Origin of the sequence: Paraburkholderia sp. C35, from assembly GCF_003121405.1 — a bacterium.
Lineage (GTDB): Bacteria > Pseudomonadota > Gammaproteobacteria > Burkholderiales > Burkholderiaceae > Paraburkholderia.
Map to the genome: position 1 here is coordinate 24417 of NZ_QBUY01000011.1, position 17285 is coordinate 41701.

At 62.4% G+C, this 17285-nt stretch carries 15 protein-coding genes; 7 read left to right on the forward strand and 8 right to left on the reverse strand.

The annotated features are described in order from the left end of the window. Positions 1 to 6: 6 nt before the first annotated feature. The 5 genes from DK391_RS09765 to DK391_RS09785 all read right to left on the reverse strand — a co-directional run bounded on the left by DK391_RS09765 (position 7) and on the right by DK391_RS09785 (position 7028). Positions 7 to 1506 carry a sugar ABC transporter ATP-binding protein gene (locus DK391_RS09765; protein ID WP_109477811.1) on the reverse strand — a complete coding sequence of 500 codons (1500 nt, stop codon included), beginning with the start codon at positions 1504 to 1506 and terminating at the stop codon, positions 7 to 9. 22 nt (positions 1507 to 1528) lie between these two features. Then, positions 1529 to 2566, reverse strand: a complete 1038-nt coding sequence (locus DK391_RS09770) for an ABC transporter permease (RefSeq protein WP_109477812.1) — start codon at positions 2564 to 2566, stop codon at positions 1529 to 1531. Further along, positions 2563 to 3642, reverse strand: a complete 1080-nt coding sequence (locus DK391_RS09775) for a sugar ABC transporter substrate-binding protein (RefSeq protein ID WP_109477813.1) — start codon at positions 3640 to 3642, stop codon at positions 2563 to 2565. Before DK391_RS09775 ends, DK391_RS09770 begins: the two co-directional genes overlap by 4 nt. A 145-nt stretch (positions 3643 to 3787) precedes the next feature. Then, complete coding sequence (locus tag DK391_RS09780) at positions 3788 to 5461, reverse strand: GMC family oxidoreductase N-terminal domain-containing protein (protein WP_109477814.1); 1674 nt, start codon at positions 5459 to 5461, stop codon at positions 3788 to 3790. 58 nt (positions 5462 to 5519) lie between these two features. Further along, positions 5520 to 7028, reverse strand: a complete 1509-nt coding sequence (locus tag DK391_RS09785; RefSeq protein WP_109477815.1) for an aldehyde dehydrogenase family protein — start codon at positions 7026 to 7028, stop codon at positions 5520 to 5522. Positions 7029 to 7225: 197 nt separating this feature from the next. Between DK391_RS09785 and DK391_RS09790 the strand changes: the two genes are divergently transcribed. Next, complete coding sequence (locus DK391_RS09790) at positions 7226 to 7909, forward strand: TetR/AcrR family transcriptional regulator (protein ID WP_109477816.1); 684 nt, start codon at positions 7226 to 7228, stop codon at positions 7907 to 7909. A 48-nt stretch (positions 7910 to 7957) separates the two neighbouring features. Here DK391_RS09790 and DK391_RS45690 read toward each other — a convergent pair whose 3' ends face one another. Next, a complete protein-coding gene (locus tag DK391_RS45690) occupies positions 7958 to 8389 on the reverse strand; it encodes a hypothetical protein (RefSeq protein WP_343225411.1) in 432 nt (143 codons plus the stop codon). 57 nt (positions 8390 to 8446) lie between these two features. Continuing rightward, entirely contained in the window at positions 8447 to 9487 is a 1041-nt protein-coding gene (locus DK391_RS09795) for a CoA-transferase (protein WP_343225412.1), read from the reverse strand. 198 nt (positions 9488 to 9685) lie between these two features. Here DK391_RS09795 and DK391_RS09800 point away from each other — a divergent pair, with 198 nt between their 5' ends. The 6 genes from DK391_RS09800 (at position 9686) to DK391_RS09825 (ending at position 15847) form a co-directional block, all read left to right on the forward strand. Continuing rightward, the gene (locus DK391_RS09800; protein WP_109477817.1) at positions 9686 to 10831 is read left to right on the forward strand and encodes an acyl-CoA dehydrogenase family protein; all 1146 of its coding nucleotides are present in this window, start codon (positions 9686 to 9688) and stop codon (positions 10829 to 10831) included. Continuing rightward, positions 10828 to 11607 carry a 3-ketoacyl-ACP reductase gene (locus DK391_RS09805; RefSeq protein ID WP_109477818.1) on the forward strand — a complete coding sequence of 260 codons (780 nt, stop codon included), beginning with the start codon at positions 10828 to 10830 and terminating at the stop codon, positions 11605 to 11607. Before DK391_RS09800 ends, DK391_RS09805 begins: the two co-directional genes overlap by 4 nt. A 7-nt stretch (positions 11608 to 11614) precedes the next feature. After that, entirely contained in the window at positions 11615 to 12784 is a 1170-nt protein-coding gene (locus DK391_RS09810; RefSeq protein ID WP_109477819.1) for a dihydrodipicolinate synthase family protein, read from the forward strand. A 6-nt stretch (positions 12785 to 12790) separates the two neighbouring features. Continuing rightward, a complete protein-coding gene (locus DK391_RS09815; protein ID WP_109477820.1) occupies positions 12791 to 13642 on the forward strand; it encodes a sugar phosphate isomerase/epimerase family protein in 852 nt (283 codons plus the stop codon). A gap of 30 nt (positions 13643 to 13672) precedes the next feature. Beyond that, positions 13673 to 14674: a Gfo/Idh/MocA family oxidoreductase gene (locus DK391_RS09820; protein WP_109477821.1), complete on the forward strand. Its 1002-nt coding sequence runs from the start codon at positions 13673 to 13675 to the stop codon at positions 14672 to 14674. 336 nt (positions 14675 to 15010) lie between these two features. Next, a complete protein-coding gene (locus DK391_RS09825; RefSeq protein ID WP_204117326.1) occupies positions 15011 to 15847 on the forward strand; it encodes an alpha/beta hydrolase in 837 nt (278 codons plus the stop codon). 190 nt (positions 15848 to 16037) lie between these two features. Here DK391_RS09825 and DK391_RS09830 read toward each other — a convergent pair whose 3' ends face one another. Next, a complete protein-coding gene (locus DK391_RS09830) occupies positions 16038 to 17279 on the reverse strand; it encodes a cystathionine gamma-synthase family protein (protein WP_109477823.1) in 1242 nt (413 codons plus the stop codon). Positions 17280 to 17285 lie beyond the last annotated feature (6 nt).

Here is a 17285-nt window from a genome sequence, read left to right on the forward strand (position 1 = left end):
ATGACCTCAAACCATGTGTTCAACGACATCGACCTGCGAAGGCTTGCTGCCCACTTCGCACGGCAGAATGATCTGCGCGCGTCCATCGCGCATCACCATCACGCGATGACTGAGGCCGAGAATTTCTTCGAGCGTGTCACCCGTCAGCACCACGGCTACGCCTTCGTCCGTCAGTTCGCGGATCAGTTGATAGACCTCTTCGTTCGCACCGACATCGAGACCGCGCGTCGGATGATCGAGCACGAGAATACGGCTGCCCGTGAAGCGCCATTTCGCCAGCACGACTTTCTGCTGGTTACCGCCCGACAGGTTGCGGCACGATGCCGATGGTCCGGGCGTCTTGATGTGCAGACGCTCGATCCATTCGTTCGCGAGCGCCCGCTCCGCGCGCTTGTCGACCACGCCGCCGCGGCTGACAGCCGACAGGCGCGGCAAGGTCAGGTTCTCCGCAACGCTCATCTGCGTGACCAGACCTTCGACCTTGCGCTCGCGCGGCACGTAGCCGATGCCCAGTTCCACCGCGTGTCTTGCGCTCGGTGTGAGTCGCGTCTCGCCGACGCGCACTTCGCCTGTATCGAGCGCTTCGAGGCCCGCAATCACGCGGCACAGCTCTTCGCGCCCCGAGCCGACCACGCCCGCGACGCCGAACACCTCGCCACGATGCACGTCGAACGACACGTTGCGCAGCGTCTGCCCGACGCTCGCATTGCGCACCGACAACGCAACCTCGGCGCGATACGGCTTCTGCAGATTCTCGCGGTAGTACTGGCCGCCCATCGTCCGGCCGACCATCAGTTCGTGCAGTTGTGTGACGGAAGCATCGGCGGCCTGCATGCCTGCGACTACCTTGCCGTCCTTCATCACATACACACGGTCGCTCAGCGACAGCAGTTCATCGAGCCGGTGCGATACGAACACGAACGACGCTCGCGACTTCAACTCACGCACAAGGCGAAACAGAATGTCGATCTCCGCGGCTTCGAGCACGGAAGTCGGTTCGTCGAGCAGGATCACGGGTGTGTCGCCTGAATGGCTCGCGAGCGACAGTGCCTTCGCGAGTTCCACCATCTGGCGCTGACCAAACGACAGTTCTTCGCACAGATCGAGCGGATCGACATCGAGATGCACGGTCGCGAGTTCGGCGGCAGCAGCGCGCTTGAGCTTCGACCAGTTCAGGCGGCCAAACGTCATGAACGGTTCTTCGCGTCCGAGGAAGAGGTTCTCCGCGACGGTCAGATTGGGCAGGATCGACTGCTCCTGATAGACCATCGCGATGCCCTTCGCTGTCGCGTCGCGCGGATTGCGAATCACGAGCGGCTCGCCGTTGCGCAGAATCTCGCCGGAATCCTGACGGTAGCCGCCCGTCAGCAGTTTCATCAGCGTGGATTTGCCCGCACCGTTTTCGCCGATCAGGCCAACGATCTCGTTCGGGCGGATTTCGATCGATACGTCATCGAGCGCGAGCACACCGGGAAAGCGCTTGGTGATGTGATTGAGGATAAGCATGGTGAAAACTCCTGTGCGCCGCTTACTTGACGATGCGCCGGCGCGAGCGATTCAACGCAAGCGTCACGGCAGCGATGATGAGCACGCCCTGAATGCCCTGCTGCACATAAGGCGGCACACCGAGCAGCACCATGCCGTTGGCCAGCACGACCACCACCAGCGTGCCGATCAGCGTGTTCAGCGGTCCGCCATTGCCGCCCGCGAGCGACGTGCCGCCGACCACGATCGCCGTGATCGCGACGAACAACTGGCCGTCGGCGATCATCGCGTGGCCTTGCCCGTACTGCGCAACGGCGAGAATCCCCGCGAGACCGTAGAACGCGCCTGCCAGCGCGAACACGGCAATGCGGATACGCCCCACCCGCACGCCGTTCAGCCGCGCGAGATCTTCGCCGCCGCCGATCGCGAGCGCATGCCGTCCAAGCACCGTGTGCCGATGCACGAAGTAAGCGAGCCCGAGCGCAAGCATGGCGATCCACACAGACAACGGCAAACCGGCATAACGCGTGATCGAGATCGAGCGCAGCGCCATGTCACTGACGCGGATCGTGTTGCCCGACAGCACGGCCGTGCCGATGCCCGTCGCGACGAAACCGACCGCGAGCGTCGTGATGAATGACGGGATGCGCAGCGCCACGTGCAGCACGCCGTTGGTCAGCCCGAGCAGCACGCCCGCGACGATGCCGACCGCCACCGCCCACAGCCCGAACTGATTGCCGTTGAACGAGTTCTCGACCAGCATCGACACACCAATAGCCGCGACGGCGACAATGCCTTCCGCCGACAGATCGATGCTGCCGAGCTGGATCACGAAGGTTCCGCCCAAAGCAATCGTGAGCGGAATCACGGCGGCGATCGCGATGCGCGCAAGGTTCATCGGATCGAAGAAGTCGTGATTCAGCGCACCGATGCCGAGCCCGAGCGCGAGCAGCACGAGAAGCGGCGCGAACCGGCCCAGCATGGCGCGCAGCGCGGCGCGCTCGCCCGGGAACAGCGCGCCTGCCGTTCCGTTTTCGCCGTGCATCGCGTGGCGGGAAGAAGTTGCGGTCAGCTTGCTCATCGATACACCACAGGCCCGGAAACGCGGGCATAGACGTTGTTCCAGTCGGCGGACGGCGCAGTCGCGCGGCGCGCGACTTCCTGGACATTCGCTTTCGTGACGAAGGTCGCCGTGCAGAACGATTCACGCCGGTCTTTCGGCAGCGATGCGAGATCCACTTTCTTTTCTTTCGCCTGCAGACCCATCGACAAACCGATGCCGCCCAGCCAGTACGGATCCCAATCGACGGAGGCGATCAGTTCGCCCGTCTTGATTGCGGCGAGGCCCGGCTGCGTGCCGTCCATGCCCGTGACGGGAATCTGGCCCGCCAGACCTTCGGCGCGCAGTGCTTCGATTGCGCCGAGTGCCATGTCGTCATTGGCGGCCCAGACGCCCTTGATCTTCGAATTGAAGCGCGTCATCCACGCCTGCATGATCGGGAAAGCCTTTTGCGAGTTCCAGTCCGCAACCTGAAAGTCGAGCAACTGGATGCCCGGATACTTCTTGAGCGCCGCATCGAGGCCCGCCTTTCGCTCGATCGCAGGCACGTTGCTGAAGATGCCGCCGAGCGCAACCACGCCGCCCTTGCCGCCCATCGCCTTGAACAGTTGAGTCGCCGTCTGCTCGCCGTATGCGACGCCGTCATACGACAGGTGCGCGACGTAGTTCGGGTTCGCATCCCACGGGTGCAGATCCTTCGGCTTGTTCCAGATCGTCGTGACGAAGGCGCCAGCCTTCGTGCAGGCCTCGACGATCACGCGTGCATCGGCGGAATCGTTGGGGTCGACGTTGAGCACAAGGTTGCCGCCCGTCTTCTGCAATAGCGCGCGGATATCCGCGATGCCTTTTTCCGAACTGCCTTCCGTGGTGAGCGGCACGTACGGCAAACCGGCGCTCTTTGCGAAGTCCTGCGCGCCCTTGTTGAATGCCGTGTAGTACGGGTTCGTCAGCGAGCGGAACGAACAGGCGAGCGTCGGTTTGTCGGCACCGAACGCGAGGCTGGAAAGACCGCCGCCCGCAACGGCAAACGCCGCGCCGGCACCCAGCCTGATGAAATCGCGACGCGAAAAACCCGAATGCTGATCGTAGTTGGACATGATGTCTCCTCCAGACAGTCGCACAGCCGCATCTGCAAGCCGCGCTCTAAATAAATAACCGGATATTTACAGATCGATTAAACGCCCAGACTCTTGTGAGACATGGGCGGGCCCTGGCCCTCTACCCTCTCGTGCTTGGTTCGCTTTATACGGCTGCTGCGCTCGCCATGGCCAGTGTCGTGCGGCGGGCGATGTTGCCCGACTGGCTCGTCGACGATGTCACGCTTGCAAGACCACGAATCAGATCGGCAGCCTTTTCCGCGATCATCAAGGTCGGCGCATTGGTATTCGAACTGACGATGCGCGGCATCACCGACGAATCCGCCACACGCAATCCGTCGATACCGTGCACGCGCAGTTGCGGATCGACCACCGACATCGCGTCGACGCCCATCTTGCACGTACCGACCGGGTGATAGCCCGTGCGTCCGTACTGCTGTGCATAGGCCTCGTAATCCGCCTGCGTGCGCACGCTGCTGCCGGGAAAATGCTCAGCCTTGATGTACTTGCGCAGCGCCGTCTGGCTCATGATTTCGCGGCTCTGGCGAATACCTTCGACGGCCACCTTCAGATCGTACGGATCGCGGATATACGCGGGATCGATCACGGGCGCGTCCAGCGGATCGGCGCTGTGCAGCGTCACGCTGCCCCGGCTGCGCGGGCGCAGAAAATACGAGTTGAGCGTGCAGCCGGAACCGGACGGCACGGGTGGCACGCCCGCTTCGACGCCTGCGCCGGGCAGGAAGTGGAACTGCAGATCGGGCGTCGGCACGGAACTGTCCGAATACCAGAATGCGCCGCCCTCCGCGATGTTCGACGTCACCGGGCCCTTGTTGAACAGTTTGTATTCGAGCCCGGCGAGCAGCATCATGTGCTTCTTCGCGTACTTGTCGAGGCTGTACGGCCCGTTCAGTTCGTAGACGATATCGATGTCGAAGTGATCCTGCAGGTTTCGGCCCACGCCCGCAAGCGCATGAACCGGCTTCACGCCTGCGCGCTCAAGACCCGCTGCATCGCCGATGCCGGATAGCATCAGCAGCTTCGGCGAACCGATCGCGCCCGCCGTCACGATGACTTCCGCTTCGGCGCGCACCAGTTCGACGTTCGCACGATTGCCTCGCGCCGCGATCTCGACACCAATCGCGCGCCCGTTTTCGATCACGACGCGCAGCACGTGACAGTCGGTGCGCACGGTCAGATTCGCCCGCGACTGCGCCGCGCGAAGATAGCCGACTGCCGCGCTGCATCGTTTGCCATTGCGTTGCGTGACCTGATAGACGCCAACGCCTTCTTGCTGCGCGCCGTTGAAGTCGCTGTTGTACGGCATGCCCGCTTCCTGCCCTGCGCGCACGAACGCCTTGGTCAGTTCGTTGACGGTGATCAGGTCCGACACGCCCAGCGGGCCGCCCACGCCGTGGTATTCGTTGCACAGGCGCTCGTTGTCTTCCATGCGACGCAAGTAGGGCAGCACGCCGTCGCGAAAGCCCCAGCCCGTGCAGCCTTCGCGCTCCCAGCCGTCGTAGTCCTCGGGCTGGCCGCGCGTATAGACCATCGCGTTGATCGAGCCGCCGCCGCCCAGCACGCGTGCCTGCGCGAACGGAATCTGGCGGCGCTGCGTTTCGCTCGCAGCGAGCGTGCGATAACCCCACGTCAACGGACCGCCCGTCATCTTGAAGAACCCTACGGGCATGTGGATGTAGGGATCGGTATCGGCGGGACCGGCTTCGAGCAGCAATACCCGGTTACCGGCGTCTTCCGTGAGGCGCGCCGCCAGCGCACAACCTGCCGGGCCACCACCTACGATCACATAGTCGTACATCGTCGTCTCCACTACTGTGTTCTGCTGTCGTCGTGTGTTTCTCAGGCAAAGCCGCGCGTCACGCGATCCAGCGTGCCCGCTTGCCGAGTTGCACATGCACGGACTTCAACTCCGTGTATTCCTCGATGCCATAGCGGCCCGTCTCGCGACCGATGCCCGATTCCTTGAACCCGCCGATCGGCATTTCGGGGCCGCCCGCAATCGTGCAGTTCACCCAGATGCGCCCTGCCTGCACGCGGCGGAAGCTGCCGAACGCCTGTTGCACGTCGCGCGTCCAGATGCTCGCGGCAAGGCCATACGGCACGCCGTTCGCAAGTTCGATGGCCTGTTCAGTGGTGTCGAATGATGTCACCGACAGGACCGGCCCGAAGATCTCTTCCTGCGCGATTGCGCTGTCCGGCCGCACGTTTCGGAACAGCGTCGGCTGGATGAAGTAGCGCTCGCCATCATTCGTCGATGTGCCGCCGTGCACGAGTTGCGCGCCGTCGCGACGCCCGGCTTCGATGTAGCCGCAAATCTTGTCGAACTGCCGCGCCTCGACGATCGCGCCGACGTGATTCGTCGCATCGAGCGGATCGCCGACACGCACTTTCTCGAACACGGCCTTGATGCGCGCAACGAGTTCTTCTTCCACCGATCGATGCACGACAAGCCGGCTGCCAGACACGCAGCATTGACCCGCGTTGAAGCAGATGCCAAAGGCGATGGCGTCGGCTGCGTCGTCGAGGTCGGCGTCCGCGAACACGATCTGTGGAGTCTTGCCGCCCAGTTCGAGACCGACCTTCTTCATGTTGCCGCCCGCTGCCGTCAGCACCGAACGGCCAACCGGAGTCGAACCCGTGAACGACACCATATCGACATCGCGATGCTCGGCCAGCGCCTGGCCGACCACGGAACCCAGACCCGTCACCACATTGACGACGCCATCAGGCAAGCCCGCTTCGCTGAGCAATGCAGCGAGCCGCAGTGTCGTGCTCGATGTCAGTTCAGCGGGCTTGACGACCGCCGTACAACCCGCCGCAAGCACGAATGGCAAGCGCTCGGAAAGAATGAAGAACGGAAAATTCCACGGCGTGACGATGCCGACCACGCCCACCGGCTGACGCACCACGAGACCGAACAGATCTTCGCCGAGTGTGTCGTGCGTATCGCCGTGCACGACGCGCGCGAGTCCCGCTGCGTATTCCCAGATACCTGCCGCGCCCATGATCTCGCCACGCGATTGACCGATCGGCTTGCCGCTTTCGAGCGTTTCGAGCCAGGCCAGCGTCTCGACGTCTTCGCGGATGCGCTGCGCCGCTTTCAGCAGCACAGCGGCACGTTGCTCGCCCGAGATGCGCGACCAGCGGCCATCGTCGAATGCGCGTCGTGCTGCGGCGACGGCGGCGTCGAGATCCTGAGCCGTCCCGCGCAGCGTTTCCGTGACGGCCACGCCATGCCCCGGACTCTTGCGCACGACGTACTCGCCCGTGCTGCCCATGTACTGCGCGCCATCGATGAACATCGGGCTGCGCACGGGTTGCGGCGGCAGCTGAAGCGCTGTTGCGAGCTCAGACAGATTGCTCATTCATGTCTCCACTGTTTGCATTTGCACGGACGCTCACATCGAACCGTCCGCGTCGGCGACAGAATCACCACGCATTTTTTCGCGCCCATTCTGCACCATCCGGTTACTTCCTCGCAATGCCTTTTTCGTCTATAGTCGCTCACACGAAGTCAAGGCAACGCGACGCCCCCACACACCATTTCAGGCGATTGACCACTATGACTGTTGCAAGCACGCCCGCCGGCCGGGCCACCAGGGCAGCCAAAGCCGACGGCGCGCCGGCACCGCGTCAGCGCGACCCCGAAGTCACCAAGGCGCGCATTCTCGAAGCCGCGAAAAAAGAGTTTGCGAAGCTGGGTCTCGCAGGCGCGCGGGTCGAGGCGATCTCGACACGCGCGAAGTCGAACAAGCGCATGATCTATCACTACTTCGGCAGCAAGGAGCAGTTGTTCCAGGCCGTGCTGGAAGACGTGTACGCCGATATCCGCATGGCCGAACTGAAGTTGCATCTCGACCATCTGTCGCCCGAAGACGCCGTCGCCGCACTCGTTGCGCACACGTGGAACTACTACCTGAAGAACCCGGAATTCATGACGCTGGTGAACAGCGAAAACCTGCACAAGGCGCGTCATGTCAAACGGTCGGCTCGATTTAAAGAACTGCATCATGGCTTTATCTCGATGTTGGAGCGCATTCTCGATCGCGGTGTCGAAGCGGGTGTGTTCCGTCCCGGCGTCGATGCCCGTCAACTGCATATCACGATGGCCGCCATCGGCTATTACTATCTGACCAACCGCTACACCAGCGGCGTGATCTTCGATTTCGATTTCATGGAACCCGACGCCCTGAAAAAGCGGCTCGACTTCAACATCGAAACCATCCTCAGACTGCTGCGGCCTTAACTCCTCTCCCGCTCGCGCCGCATCTGCGGCGTGAGCGTGCTGCTTCCATCACGCTGCTTTCTCTGTCGTCGCCGTGCCGCGCAACAACGACTCATCGACCAGCGGCTGAAAACCCATCCGGTCCAGCACGTCGCGCTGGATATCCACGCCCGCTGCGACTTCGATCAGCCGAACGCCATCTGCTTCGAGCCGGAACACGGCGCGCTCCGTCACGTACAGCACCTCTTGCCCCGCGATGCGCGCCTGCTCACCGCTGAATGTGATGTGCTGCACGCGCTTCACCAGTTTCGGAACGCTGCCCGCCGCTACGATCCGCAGTTCGCCATCCTTCTGCTCGACCTCGAGGCCCTTCGCTTCGAACGCACCGCAAAACACGATCTTGCGTGCGCCTTGCGTGATGTCGATGAAGCCGCCCGGCCCGACCACCGTCGCACCCAGCTTCGACACGTTGATGTTGCCGTCGCCGTCCATTTCGCCCATGCCGAGGAACGTGACATCGACGCCGCCGCCGCTATAAAAATCGAACTGATCGACGCTCTACAGGATCGCGTCCGCGTTGCGCGCGGTGCCGAACATCGGGCCATCGAGCATTGCGCCGTTGTGAATGCCCTGCTCGACGGAACCCCAGAACGTGCCGAGGCGTCCTTCGCCTGCCAGCAAACCGGGAATGCCGCCCGGAATGCCGAAGCCGAAATTCGCTGACTGTCCCGCGGGGAGTTCTTTCGCCGCGCGCGACGCGATGATGTGGCGAATGCCAGTGGGCGCTTCATAGAAACCCTCGCCCACCGGGCAAAGCGATTCACCGCTCAGGGACGGGTCGTAATCGGCCACCACGCATTGCACCTGCTCTGACGTTTCAACGAGGCTGTTCACCAGCACGCCCGGAATGCGCACCAGCCGCGCAGGCACGTACCCGTCGCTACGGCGCGCCTTGACCTGCACGATCACGTGTCCGCCGCTGTTGTGCGCGGCAAGCGCGGCGGCGTACACGTCGAGATCCGCCGGTTCGTGGCGCAACGTGACGTTGCCTGCATCGTCCGCCGACGAACCGCGCACGATCGCGAAATCGATCCTGAACGGCTTGTAGCGCAGAAACTCGCGGCCATCCAGATGCACGAGTTCGACGATGTCTTCCGTGGCGCGTGCATTGATCTTGCCGCCGTCCAATCGCGGATCGACGAAGGTGCGCAGTCCGACATGCGTGATCAGGCCCGGACGCCCGGCGCCGATTTCGCGCAGCAGCGTGGAGATTGCGCCCGCCGGCAGGCTGTAGGCCTCGAATGCGTTCTCCTGCGCAAGACGCTGCATCGCGGGCGACCAGCTCCAGTGCCCGCCGATCACGCGCCGCACCATGCCGGCATGCGCAAAACGTCCAAGGCCACTGCCCTTGCCATCGCCGATACCCAGCGCGTGCACGATGGTCAGATCACGCGGATGACCCGTTTCGAGAAAGCGCTGCTCCAGCTTCGCCAGCACGGCGTCCGCCTCCAGCAGACCGCCGCCCGAGCCCGCCAGCGCGATCGTCGCGCCGTCGAAAATCTGCTCGACCGCCGCAGCGGCATCTATCCATTTGCTCAAACCACCCTCCGTCTGATCGGCTTCACAGCTCATTGACAGCGTCCAACCGTTGGTCTTAAATAACCATCCAGTTGGTTACTTGTTGCGAATGTTGGCACAGGAAACGGCCCGTTTCAAGTATCGAATTGCGACGCTCGGGTTTACCTGCACGAGCGCGCCAAAGGTCAGACAGGTAGTGATCGATTGGACGGAGACAGCATGAAACTCACCGAAATGCATCAACAGATTCGCGAAACCACGCGCCGTTTCGCGCAGGAAGTGATCCGCCCCGTGGCGGAAGAACTCGACCGGGAAGAGCGTTTCCCGGCCGGGATCTACACGCAGATGGGCGAGCTTGGCCTGTTCGGCATCACGGTGCCGGAGGCCTATGGCGGCGCGGGACTCGACGTGACGGCCTATGCGCTCGTGATGGAAGAGTTGTCGCGCGGCTATGCGTCGGTTGCCGATCAGTGCGGGCTGCTCGAACTCGTCGGCACGCTGCTGTCGATCCATGGCAGCGACGCACAGCGCGCGCGTTATATGGAGCCGCTGCTGCGCGCGCAATTGCGCCCCGCTTACTGCATCACGGAAGCCGATGCGGGTACCGACGTCTCCGGCATCCGCACCACGGCCACACGCACGGCAACGGGCTGGGAACTGACGGGCGCCAAGCTGTGGATTCACAACGCGCCCGTCGCCGATGTCGCCTTCGTGCTCGCCCGCACGGACCCTGCCGCCGGGCGGCGCGGCATGAGTATTTTCATCGTCGATTGCGCGCTGGCGGGTGTGTCGAAAGGTCCGAAGGAACACAAGATGGGACAGCGCGCATCGCAGGTCGGCGAGTTGCATTTCGACCGCGTGAAGCTGCCCGCCGATGCGCTGCTCGGCGTTGAAGGGCGCGGCTTTCACATCATGATGAGCGTGCTCGATAAGGGGCGCGTCGGTATCGCTGCGCTTGCTGTCGGTATCGCGCAAGCGGGTCTCGAGGCCGCGCTCGACTATGCGCAAACGCGCAAACAGTTCGGCAGCCATCTGGCGGAGTTTCAGGGCATCCAGTGGATGCTCGCCGACATGGCAACCGATATCCAGGCCGCCCGTCTGCTCGTGCACGACGCAGCCGAACGCCTGCAAAACGGCGAGCGCGCGAGCATCGCGTGTTCAATGGCGAAGTGCTTCGCGGGCGACACGGCCGTCAAGCACAGTGCGAATGCCGTGCAGATTTTCGGCGGCAGCGGCTACATCCGCGGCTATGAAGTGGAACGTCTGTATCGCGACGCCAAGATCACGCAGATCTACGAAGGCACCAACCAGATCCAGCGCACCATCGTCGCGCGCGATCTGATCAACCACGGAGCCTCGCTGTGAGCGCCCGCCCGATTGCACTCGTCACGGGCAGCCGGCGCGGCATCGGACGCGCGATAGCCGTTGAACTCGGCCGCGCCGGTTTCGACGTCGCGCTGACGGACGTCACGCTATCCGACGAACTGACGCAGGCTGCAAGCGAAGTCGAAAGCACCGGCGCGCGTGCCATTGCCATGACATCGGATCTCGCTGACATCGACTCGCATGCACAGCTGTTGCGCGATGTCGAAGCAAAGCTCGAAGGGCAAATCGATTGCCTCGTGAACAACGCGGGCGTATCCGTGATGTCGCGAGGCGATCTGCTCGATGTGACGCCTGAGAGCTTCGATCGCTGTATCGCGGTCAACACGCGCGGCACGTTCTTTCTCATGCAGACCTACGCGCGCCACTGTCTTGCACGGCAACGCGCTGCCGTCGCCGCGCATCCGTGTGTGATCACGATCACTTCGTCGAATGCTGTCGCGGCGTCTCCGTTGCGCAGCGAATACTGCGTATCGAAGGCCGGTCTTTCGATGGCGAATACGCTGTTTTCGCTAAGGCTCGCGCAGCACGGCATCAGCGTGTACGAAGTCCAGCCAGGGTTGATTGAAACCGAAATGACGGCACCGTCGCGCAGCCGCTATGACGCGCAGATCGATCAGGGACTGACAGCGATCAAACGCTGGGGCACGCCGCAGGAAGTGGCCACCACCGTGCGCACACTCGCCACAGGCGGTCTGCCGTATAGCGTCGGCCAGGCGATACGCGTCGATGGCGGCCTTCTCGTTACCAAATACTGAGTCGCATATGAACCTCTCCATCAAATTGCCCACTGCTGCGGGCACCCTCGAAACATGGCGCGTGCAAGGCACGCCGCTCGACGTGCGTGCACCTGAGCTCGCGTTCAATCGTATCGCTTATTCGGCGGCGCATGTCGTTGCCGATCCGTTACGCTCAGGTGAACTCAACGGCCCGCCTGCAATCGATTGGGAACGCACGATTGCATACCGCCGTTATCTGCTGCAACAGGGACTCGGCATCGCTGAAGCGATGGACACCGCACAGCGCGGCATGGGCGTGCCGTGGCATACGGCGCTCGAACTGATCACGCGTTGCATGGAAGGTACGCGCGATATCGAAGGCGCGCTGATTGCATCGGGTTGCGGCACCGATCACCTGGCACCTGGCTCCGTCACCTCTGTCGACGATGTGATCCGCGCCTACGCGGAACAGCTCGAGGCCGTGCAACGCACGGGCAGCCGCGTGATTCTGATGGCGAGCCGCGCGCTCGCGAAAGTCGCGCGTGGCCCCGAAGACTATCGACGCGTCTATCGGGAAGCATTGCGACTGTGCGATAAACCGGCGATCCTCCATTGGCTCGGCGACATGTTCGATCCAGAACTGGCAGGTTACTGGGGCGCAACAGACTTCGCGGACACAGCCGACGTGTGCCTGTCGATCATCGACGAAAACGCCGCGCACGTCGAAGGCATCAAGATCTCGTTGCTCGACGATCAGAAGGAAATCGCTTTCCGTCGCCGTCTGCCGCGCACGGTGCAGATGTACACGGGCGACGACTTCAACTATCCGTCGCTGATCGAAGGCGACGGTACGCATTTTTCGCACGCGCTGCTGGGCATTTTCGATGCGATTGCGCCCGCTGCATCGCAGGCATTGTCTGCCCTCGCGGCGGGCGACACCGCGCGTTTTCATGCGCTGCTCGCGCCGACTGTGCCGCTGTCGCGTCACATCTTCCGTGCGCCGACTCAGTACTACAAGACGGGCGTCGTATTCCTCGCGTATCTGAATGGCTTCCAGGATCACTTCTTTATGCCCGGCGGACATCATGGCATGCGCCCGCCCGCCTATCTCGCCGATGTTTTCCGTCTCGCCGATCAGGCAAGGCTGCTGCGCAATCCCGAAGACGCCATCGCGCGCATGCGCCGCGTGATGGCGCCGCTCGGCTGCGGCGAGTGATCAGCGATGAGAAACCTTCAGGGAAGACTGGACCTCTGCTCGATCAACACGGCCACGCTCGGGCATCGCGAACCGATCAGCCTCACGATTGACCGCATCGCGCGTGCCGGATTCGGCGGCATTGCGCCGTGGCGCCGCGAGATCGAAGGCGCCGATGTCGCGCAGATCGCCCGTCAAATCAAGGCTCTGGGCCTGAGCGTCAGCGGCTATTGCCGCTCGACGGCACTGCCTGCCGCAACGGCTGCGGAGTTCAACGCAAACATCGAGGCCAATCGCGCCGCGTTACGCGATGCCGCAACGCTCGGCGCACAGTGCTTCGTGATCGTGACAGGAGGATTGCCTGCGCAAAGCCGCGATCTGTTGGGCGCACGGTCGCAAGTGGTCGAAGGCATGGCGATGCTGCTCGACACAGCACGCGACTGCGGCGTTCCGCTTGCGATTGAACCGCTGCATCCGATGTATGCGGCGGATCGTGCTGTCGTCAATACGCTCGCGCAGGCGCTCGACATCTGCCGTGCAGTCGATGCAGAGAACACAGGTTATCTCGGCGTCGCCATCGATGCGTACCACTGCTGGTGGGATCCCGCGCTCGCTGCCGCCATCGAAACGGCAGGCCGCGAGAATCGCATCCTCGCGTTTCACGTGTGCGACTGGCTGCGCGATACACGCGACATGCTGCTCGATCGCGGGATGATGGGCGACGGCGTGATCGACCTGCCATCGCTTCGGCGTTCCGTAGAGTCGGCGGGCTATGACGGACATGTCGAAGTCGAAATTTTTTCCGCGCAGGACTGGTGGCAACGTGACCCCGACCAGGTGCTTGCGACCTGTGCTGAACGCTTGCAAAGCCACTGCTAAACCTGCTCATCAAGAACACCGGAGACAAGCATGACAAGAACTTTGCGCTGGGGCGTACTGGGCGCCGCGAAAATCGCCGACAACTTCGTCGTGCCCGCGATACAACGTTCGACCGACTCGCGTGTTACGGCCGTCGCCAGTCGCGATGCGGCGCGTGCCGATGCGTTCGCCACGAAGCATGGCATCCCGCATGTGCTCAGACGCTACGAAGACGTGATAGCGAGAGACGACATCGACGCGATCTATATTCCGCTGCCTACCGCCAGCCATGTCGAGTGGGTCAGGAAAGCGCTGCAAGGCGGCAAACACGTTCTGTGCGAAAAGCCTGTCGCCATGCACGCGTCGGAAATCGAAGAACTCATCGCGCTGCGCGATGAAACAGGTCTCGTATGTGGAGAAGCGTTCATGGTCGCTCATCATCCTCAGTGGGCGTTTGTGCGCGACAGCCTTGCTCGAGGCGCTATCGGCGAACTGAAGCTGATCGAAGGATGTTTCACCTACTTCAACGACGATCCGCACGCGCTCAAGAACAATCGTGAATTAGGCGGCGGAGGCGTGCGTGACATTGGCGTCTATCCCGTCGTCACCACTCGCCTTGCCACAGGACTCGAACCGGTCGACGTGCACGCCGAAGTCAGCATCGATCCGCGCTTCGGCACCGACCGCCATGCCCATTGCACGATGGCGTTCGCAGACTTCACCGCGCGCTTCTACTGCGGAACGCAATTGGGCCGCCGGCAGCAGATGGTGTTTCATGGCACGTCCGGGTGGATCAGCGTGGATGCGCCGTTTAATCCTTGCGTATATGGACCCGCCACGGTGCGACTTCGAGACGACCGCACGGCAGAGACTCAGGTCACCGAGTTTGGCGATGTCGACCAGTATCAGTTGATGATCGAGGACTTTGCTAGAACCGTGCGCGGGGAGACGAAAGACGTGACGTTTTCTCTCGAAAGCTCGTTGTGCAATCAGTTGGTGATTGATCGGATTCTCGCAAACCCGCAGCAGGACGCCATCCAGGTGCAGAAATAGACTTGCGCACAACCATCGTCAGCAAGGGACCGGACGCCCTTTGACGGAAGTGGCACGGTGAAAACACAGCACTGGATCGCTCGCCAATTCATTCAATACCTTGTGCACGCCTTCGAACCTCGCCCGAGGTTTGCATCACCGCGTGCGCAACAAGATTCCACAGTCAGCAAGAAGCTTCAAGACGGGAACGTTTCCGGTAGTCAGCATACGACCAGTTATCGACCGCCATGCGGCTCACGAACTGGGCCTCAGGCAACGGATAGCCGTGACTCCAGATGTCGCCGCGAACGCGCCATGTGCACACTCCGTTCGAACCTACTCAGAAGGGGTATTCCCGTGAACAGGTCAAGCAGCCTCAGCGCCCTCATCGCCACACTTCTCGCCGCCAGCATCAGCTTCAACGCTTCCGCGGACACCTCCACCACACCTGCCTCAACGAGGGCCGAAAGTTTCCATCATCCTCACAATGCCAGTCCCACGGTGATCTTTGTCCATGGGGCGTTTGCCGATTCATCCAGCTGGAATGTAGAGATCAGTGTGCTACGCAGCGCCGGGTATCCCGTCATTGCCTATGCGAATCCGCTCCGTGGCATTGCCAACGACGCCGCTGGCCTCGACGCGCTAGTCAAGTCCGTCGACGGCCCCGTGGTGCTGGTGGGTCACTCCTACGCAGGCATGGTGGTCAGCCAGGTCGCCGCCCAGGAGCCGTCGGTGAAGGCGATTGTGTACGTTGCCGCGCTGATCCCCGTGGTGGGCGAGAGCACCAATGACCTGGTCACGAAGTTTCCAGGGTCCCAACTTGTCGCTGCGAACCTGCATTCCGTCGCCGCCCCTGGCGGGCAGACCGACGTGTACATCAACCAGGATAAATACGGCACCGTCTATGCCGGTGGACTCAGCCAGCCTGACATAACCGTCGCTGCGGCTGGGGAACGCCCACTTGCCGCGGCGGCCTTCGCGGAAGCGGCCACGCTAGCGGCACCTGCGTCTGTTCCCAAGTGGGAAATCGTCGCGACTCAGGACCATGCTGTCCCTACTCAGGTGCAGGAATTCATGGCAAATCGGGCCGGCGCGAGGATCGTCAGGACCAGGTCTGGTCATGATGTTCCGGCGGCACAGCCCTTCGTGGTGGTCAAGGTAGTCGAGGAGGCTATTGCCGCGGCCAGCAAGTAAATCCGCGATTGGCATGGCGACGATAGCCGGCGGGAATTCCGTGAGTCGCCGACGAAACTGAGCGTACGTAGCGCGGCAAATTCGAACGCTTCAGAGCGAAGCCCGGGCGGCTCACGCCGTGCCGGGATCGCCCTTCTTCCATGCAGTGCGGACGGCAAAAGCGAATCCACCGCGCATTCAGTATCACAACTCAATCCGCCAACTTCAGTGCCTGCGAGAAATCGGCGATCAGATCGTCGATATCTTCGATGCCCGCCGATAGTCGCAGCATGCCGTCAGAAATACCCATAGCCTTGCGCGTTTCCGGACCAGCCTCAAAGAAAATGGTCGGTGCGACGGGAATAATCAGCGTGCGTGTATCGCCGAGACCCGTCGCCTTGACAGGCAGCTGAAGCGCGTTGACGACTTCCACCATACGTTGTGCGTCACGCAGTTCGAACGACAGAAGCCAGGACGCGCCCTTGAACAGCGCTTGCGCGATGTCGTATTGCGGGTGACTTTTCAGACCCGGATAGAACACCTTGCCGACGGCCTTGTGTCCTTCCAGGAAGTGAGCAAGCGCAAGTGCATTGTCGCTGCTTTGCTTCACGCGCAAGGCGAGCGTTTCCGCGCCCATCGCGATCGAGTGTGCCTGCTCGGAGGACAGCGACGCGCCCATGTCGCGCAAGCCTTTCTTGCGGATCTGCAACAGGCCCTGCTCCCTGGGCGGCGTGCGCCGATAGTCGTCGGCGATGTTCGGATACGCGCTCCAGTCGAACAGACCGGTATCGGTCACCGCGCCTCCGAGCGCCGCACCGTGGCCCGCGATCGTCTTGGTCAGCGAGTTGATCACGAGGCTGGCGCCAACCGTCTTCGGTTTGAACAATGCCGGCGACGTAATCGTGTTGTCGACCACATAGACGATGCTGCGCTCGCGACACACCTCACTGATGCCCTGCAAGTCCGGAATCTGCGTACCTGGATTCGCGATGGTTTCGACGAACACCATGCGCGTGTTCGGCCGGACTGCGTGCTTCACGTTCTCGACGTCGCACGCGTCAACGGTGGTGACTTCTATGCCGAGCGTCCTCAATGTGCCGAACAGGCTGTTGGTGTTGCCGAATACATAACGGCTCGATACGACGTGATCGCCCGCGCGAAGGAGCGTGAGGAAGGTTGCCGTGATGGCGGCCATGCCCGTGCTGAAGCAGATCGTGCCGATGCCTTCTTCGAGGCTCGTGATCTTGCGCTCGAGCGCGGCTGTCGTGGGCGTGCCCTGACGGGCGTAATTGAAGCCGCCCTTTTTCGTGCCCTGGAATACGCCGATCAGGTCTTCGACACGCTCGAAGCCATATTGCACGGACGTGTGAATCGGCTGACGCACGCCACCGTGCTCATTGCCCGTGATTCTGTCGCCGTGAACGATATTGGTGGTGAAACCTTGCTTGTCCATCTTTTC

Bases quoted from the DNA above. Each gene is read 5' to 3' on its own strand.
- DK391_RS09765 (WP_109477811.1), bottom strand. From the start codon at position 1,506: ATGCTTATCCTCAATCACATCACCAAGCGCTTTCCCGGTGTGCTCGCG.
- DK391_RS09770 (WP_109477812.1), bottom strand. From the start codon at position 2,566: ATGAGCAAGCTGACCGCAACTTCTTCCCGCCACGCGATGCACGGCGAA.
- DK391_RS09775 (WP_109477813.1), bottom strand. From the start codon at position 3,642: ATGTCCAACTACGATCAGCATTCGGGTTTTTCGCGTCGCGATTTCATC.
- DK391_RS09780 (WP_109477814.1), bottom strand. From the start codon at position 5,461: ATGTACGACTATGTGATCGTAGGTGGTGGCCCGGCAGGTTGTGCGCTG.
- DK391_RS09785 (WP_109477815.1), bottom strand. From the start codon at position 7,028: ATGAGCAATCTGTCTGAGCTCGCAACAGCGCTTCAGCTGCCGCCGCAA.
- DK391_RS09790 (WP_109477816.1), top strand. From the start codon at position 7,226: ATGACTGTTGCAAGCACGCCCGCCGGCCGGGCCACCAGGGCAGCCAAA.
- DK391_RS45690 (WP_343225411.1), bottom strand. From the start codon at position 8,389: ATGGGCGAAATGGACGGCGACGGCAACATCAACGTGTCGAAGCTGGGT.
- DK391_RS09800 (WP_109477817.1), top strand. From the start codon at position 9,686: ATGAAACTCACCGAAATGCATCAACAGATTCGCGAAACCACGCGCCGT.
- DK391_RS09810 (WP_109477819.1), top strand. From the start codon at position 11,615: ATGAACCTCTCCATCAAATTGCCCACTGCTGCGGGCACCCTCGAAACA.
- DK391_RS09815 (WP_109477820.1), top strand. From the start codon at position 12,791: ATGAGAAACCTTCAGGGAAGACTGGACCTCTGCTCGATCAACACGGCC.
- DK391_RS09820 (WP_109477821.1), top strand. From the start codon at position 13,673: ATGACAAGAACTTTGCGCTGGGGCGTACTGGGCGCCGCGAAAATCGCC.
- DK391_RS09830 (WP_109477823.1), bottom strand. From the start codon at position 17,279: ATGGACAAGCAAGGTTTCACCACCAATATCGTTCACGGCGACAGAATC.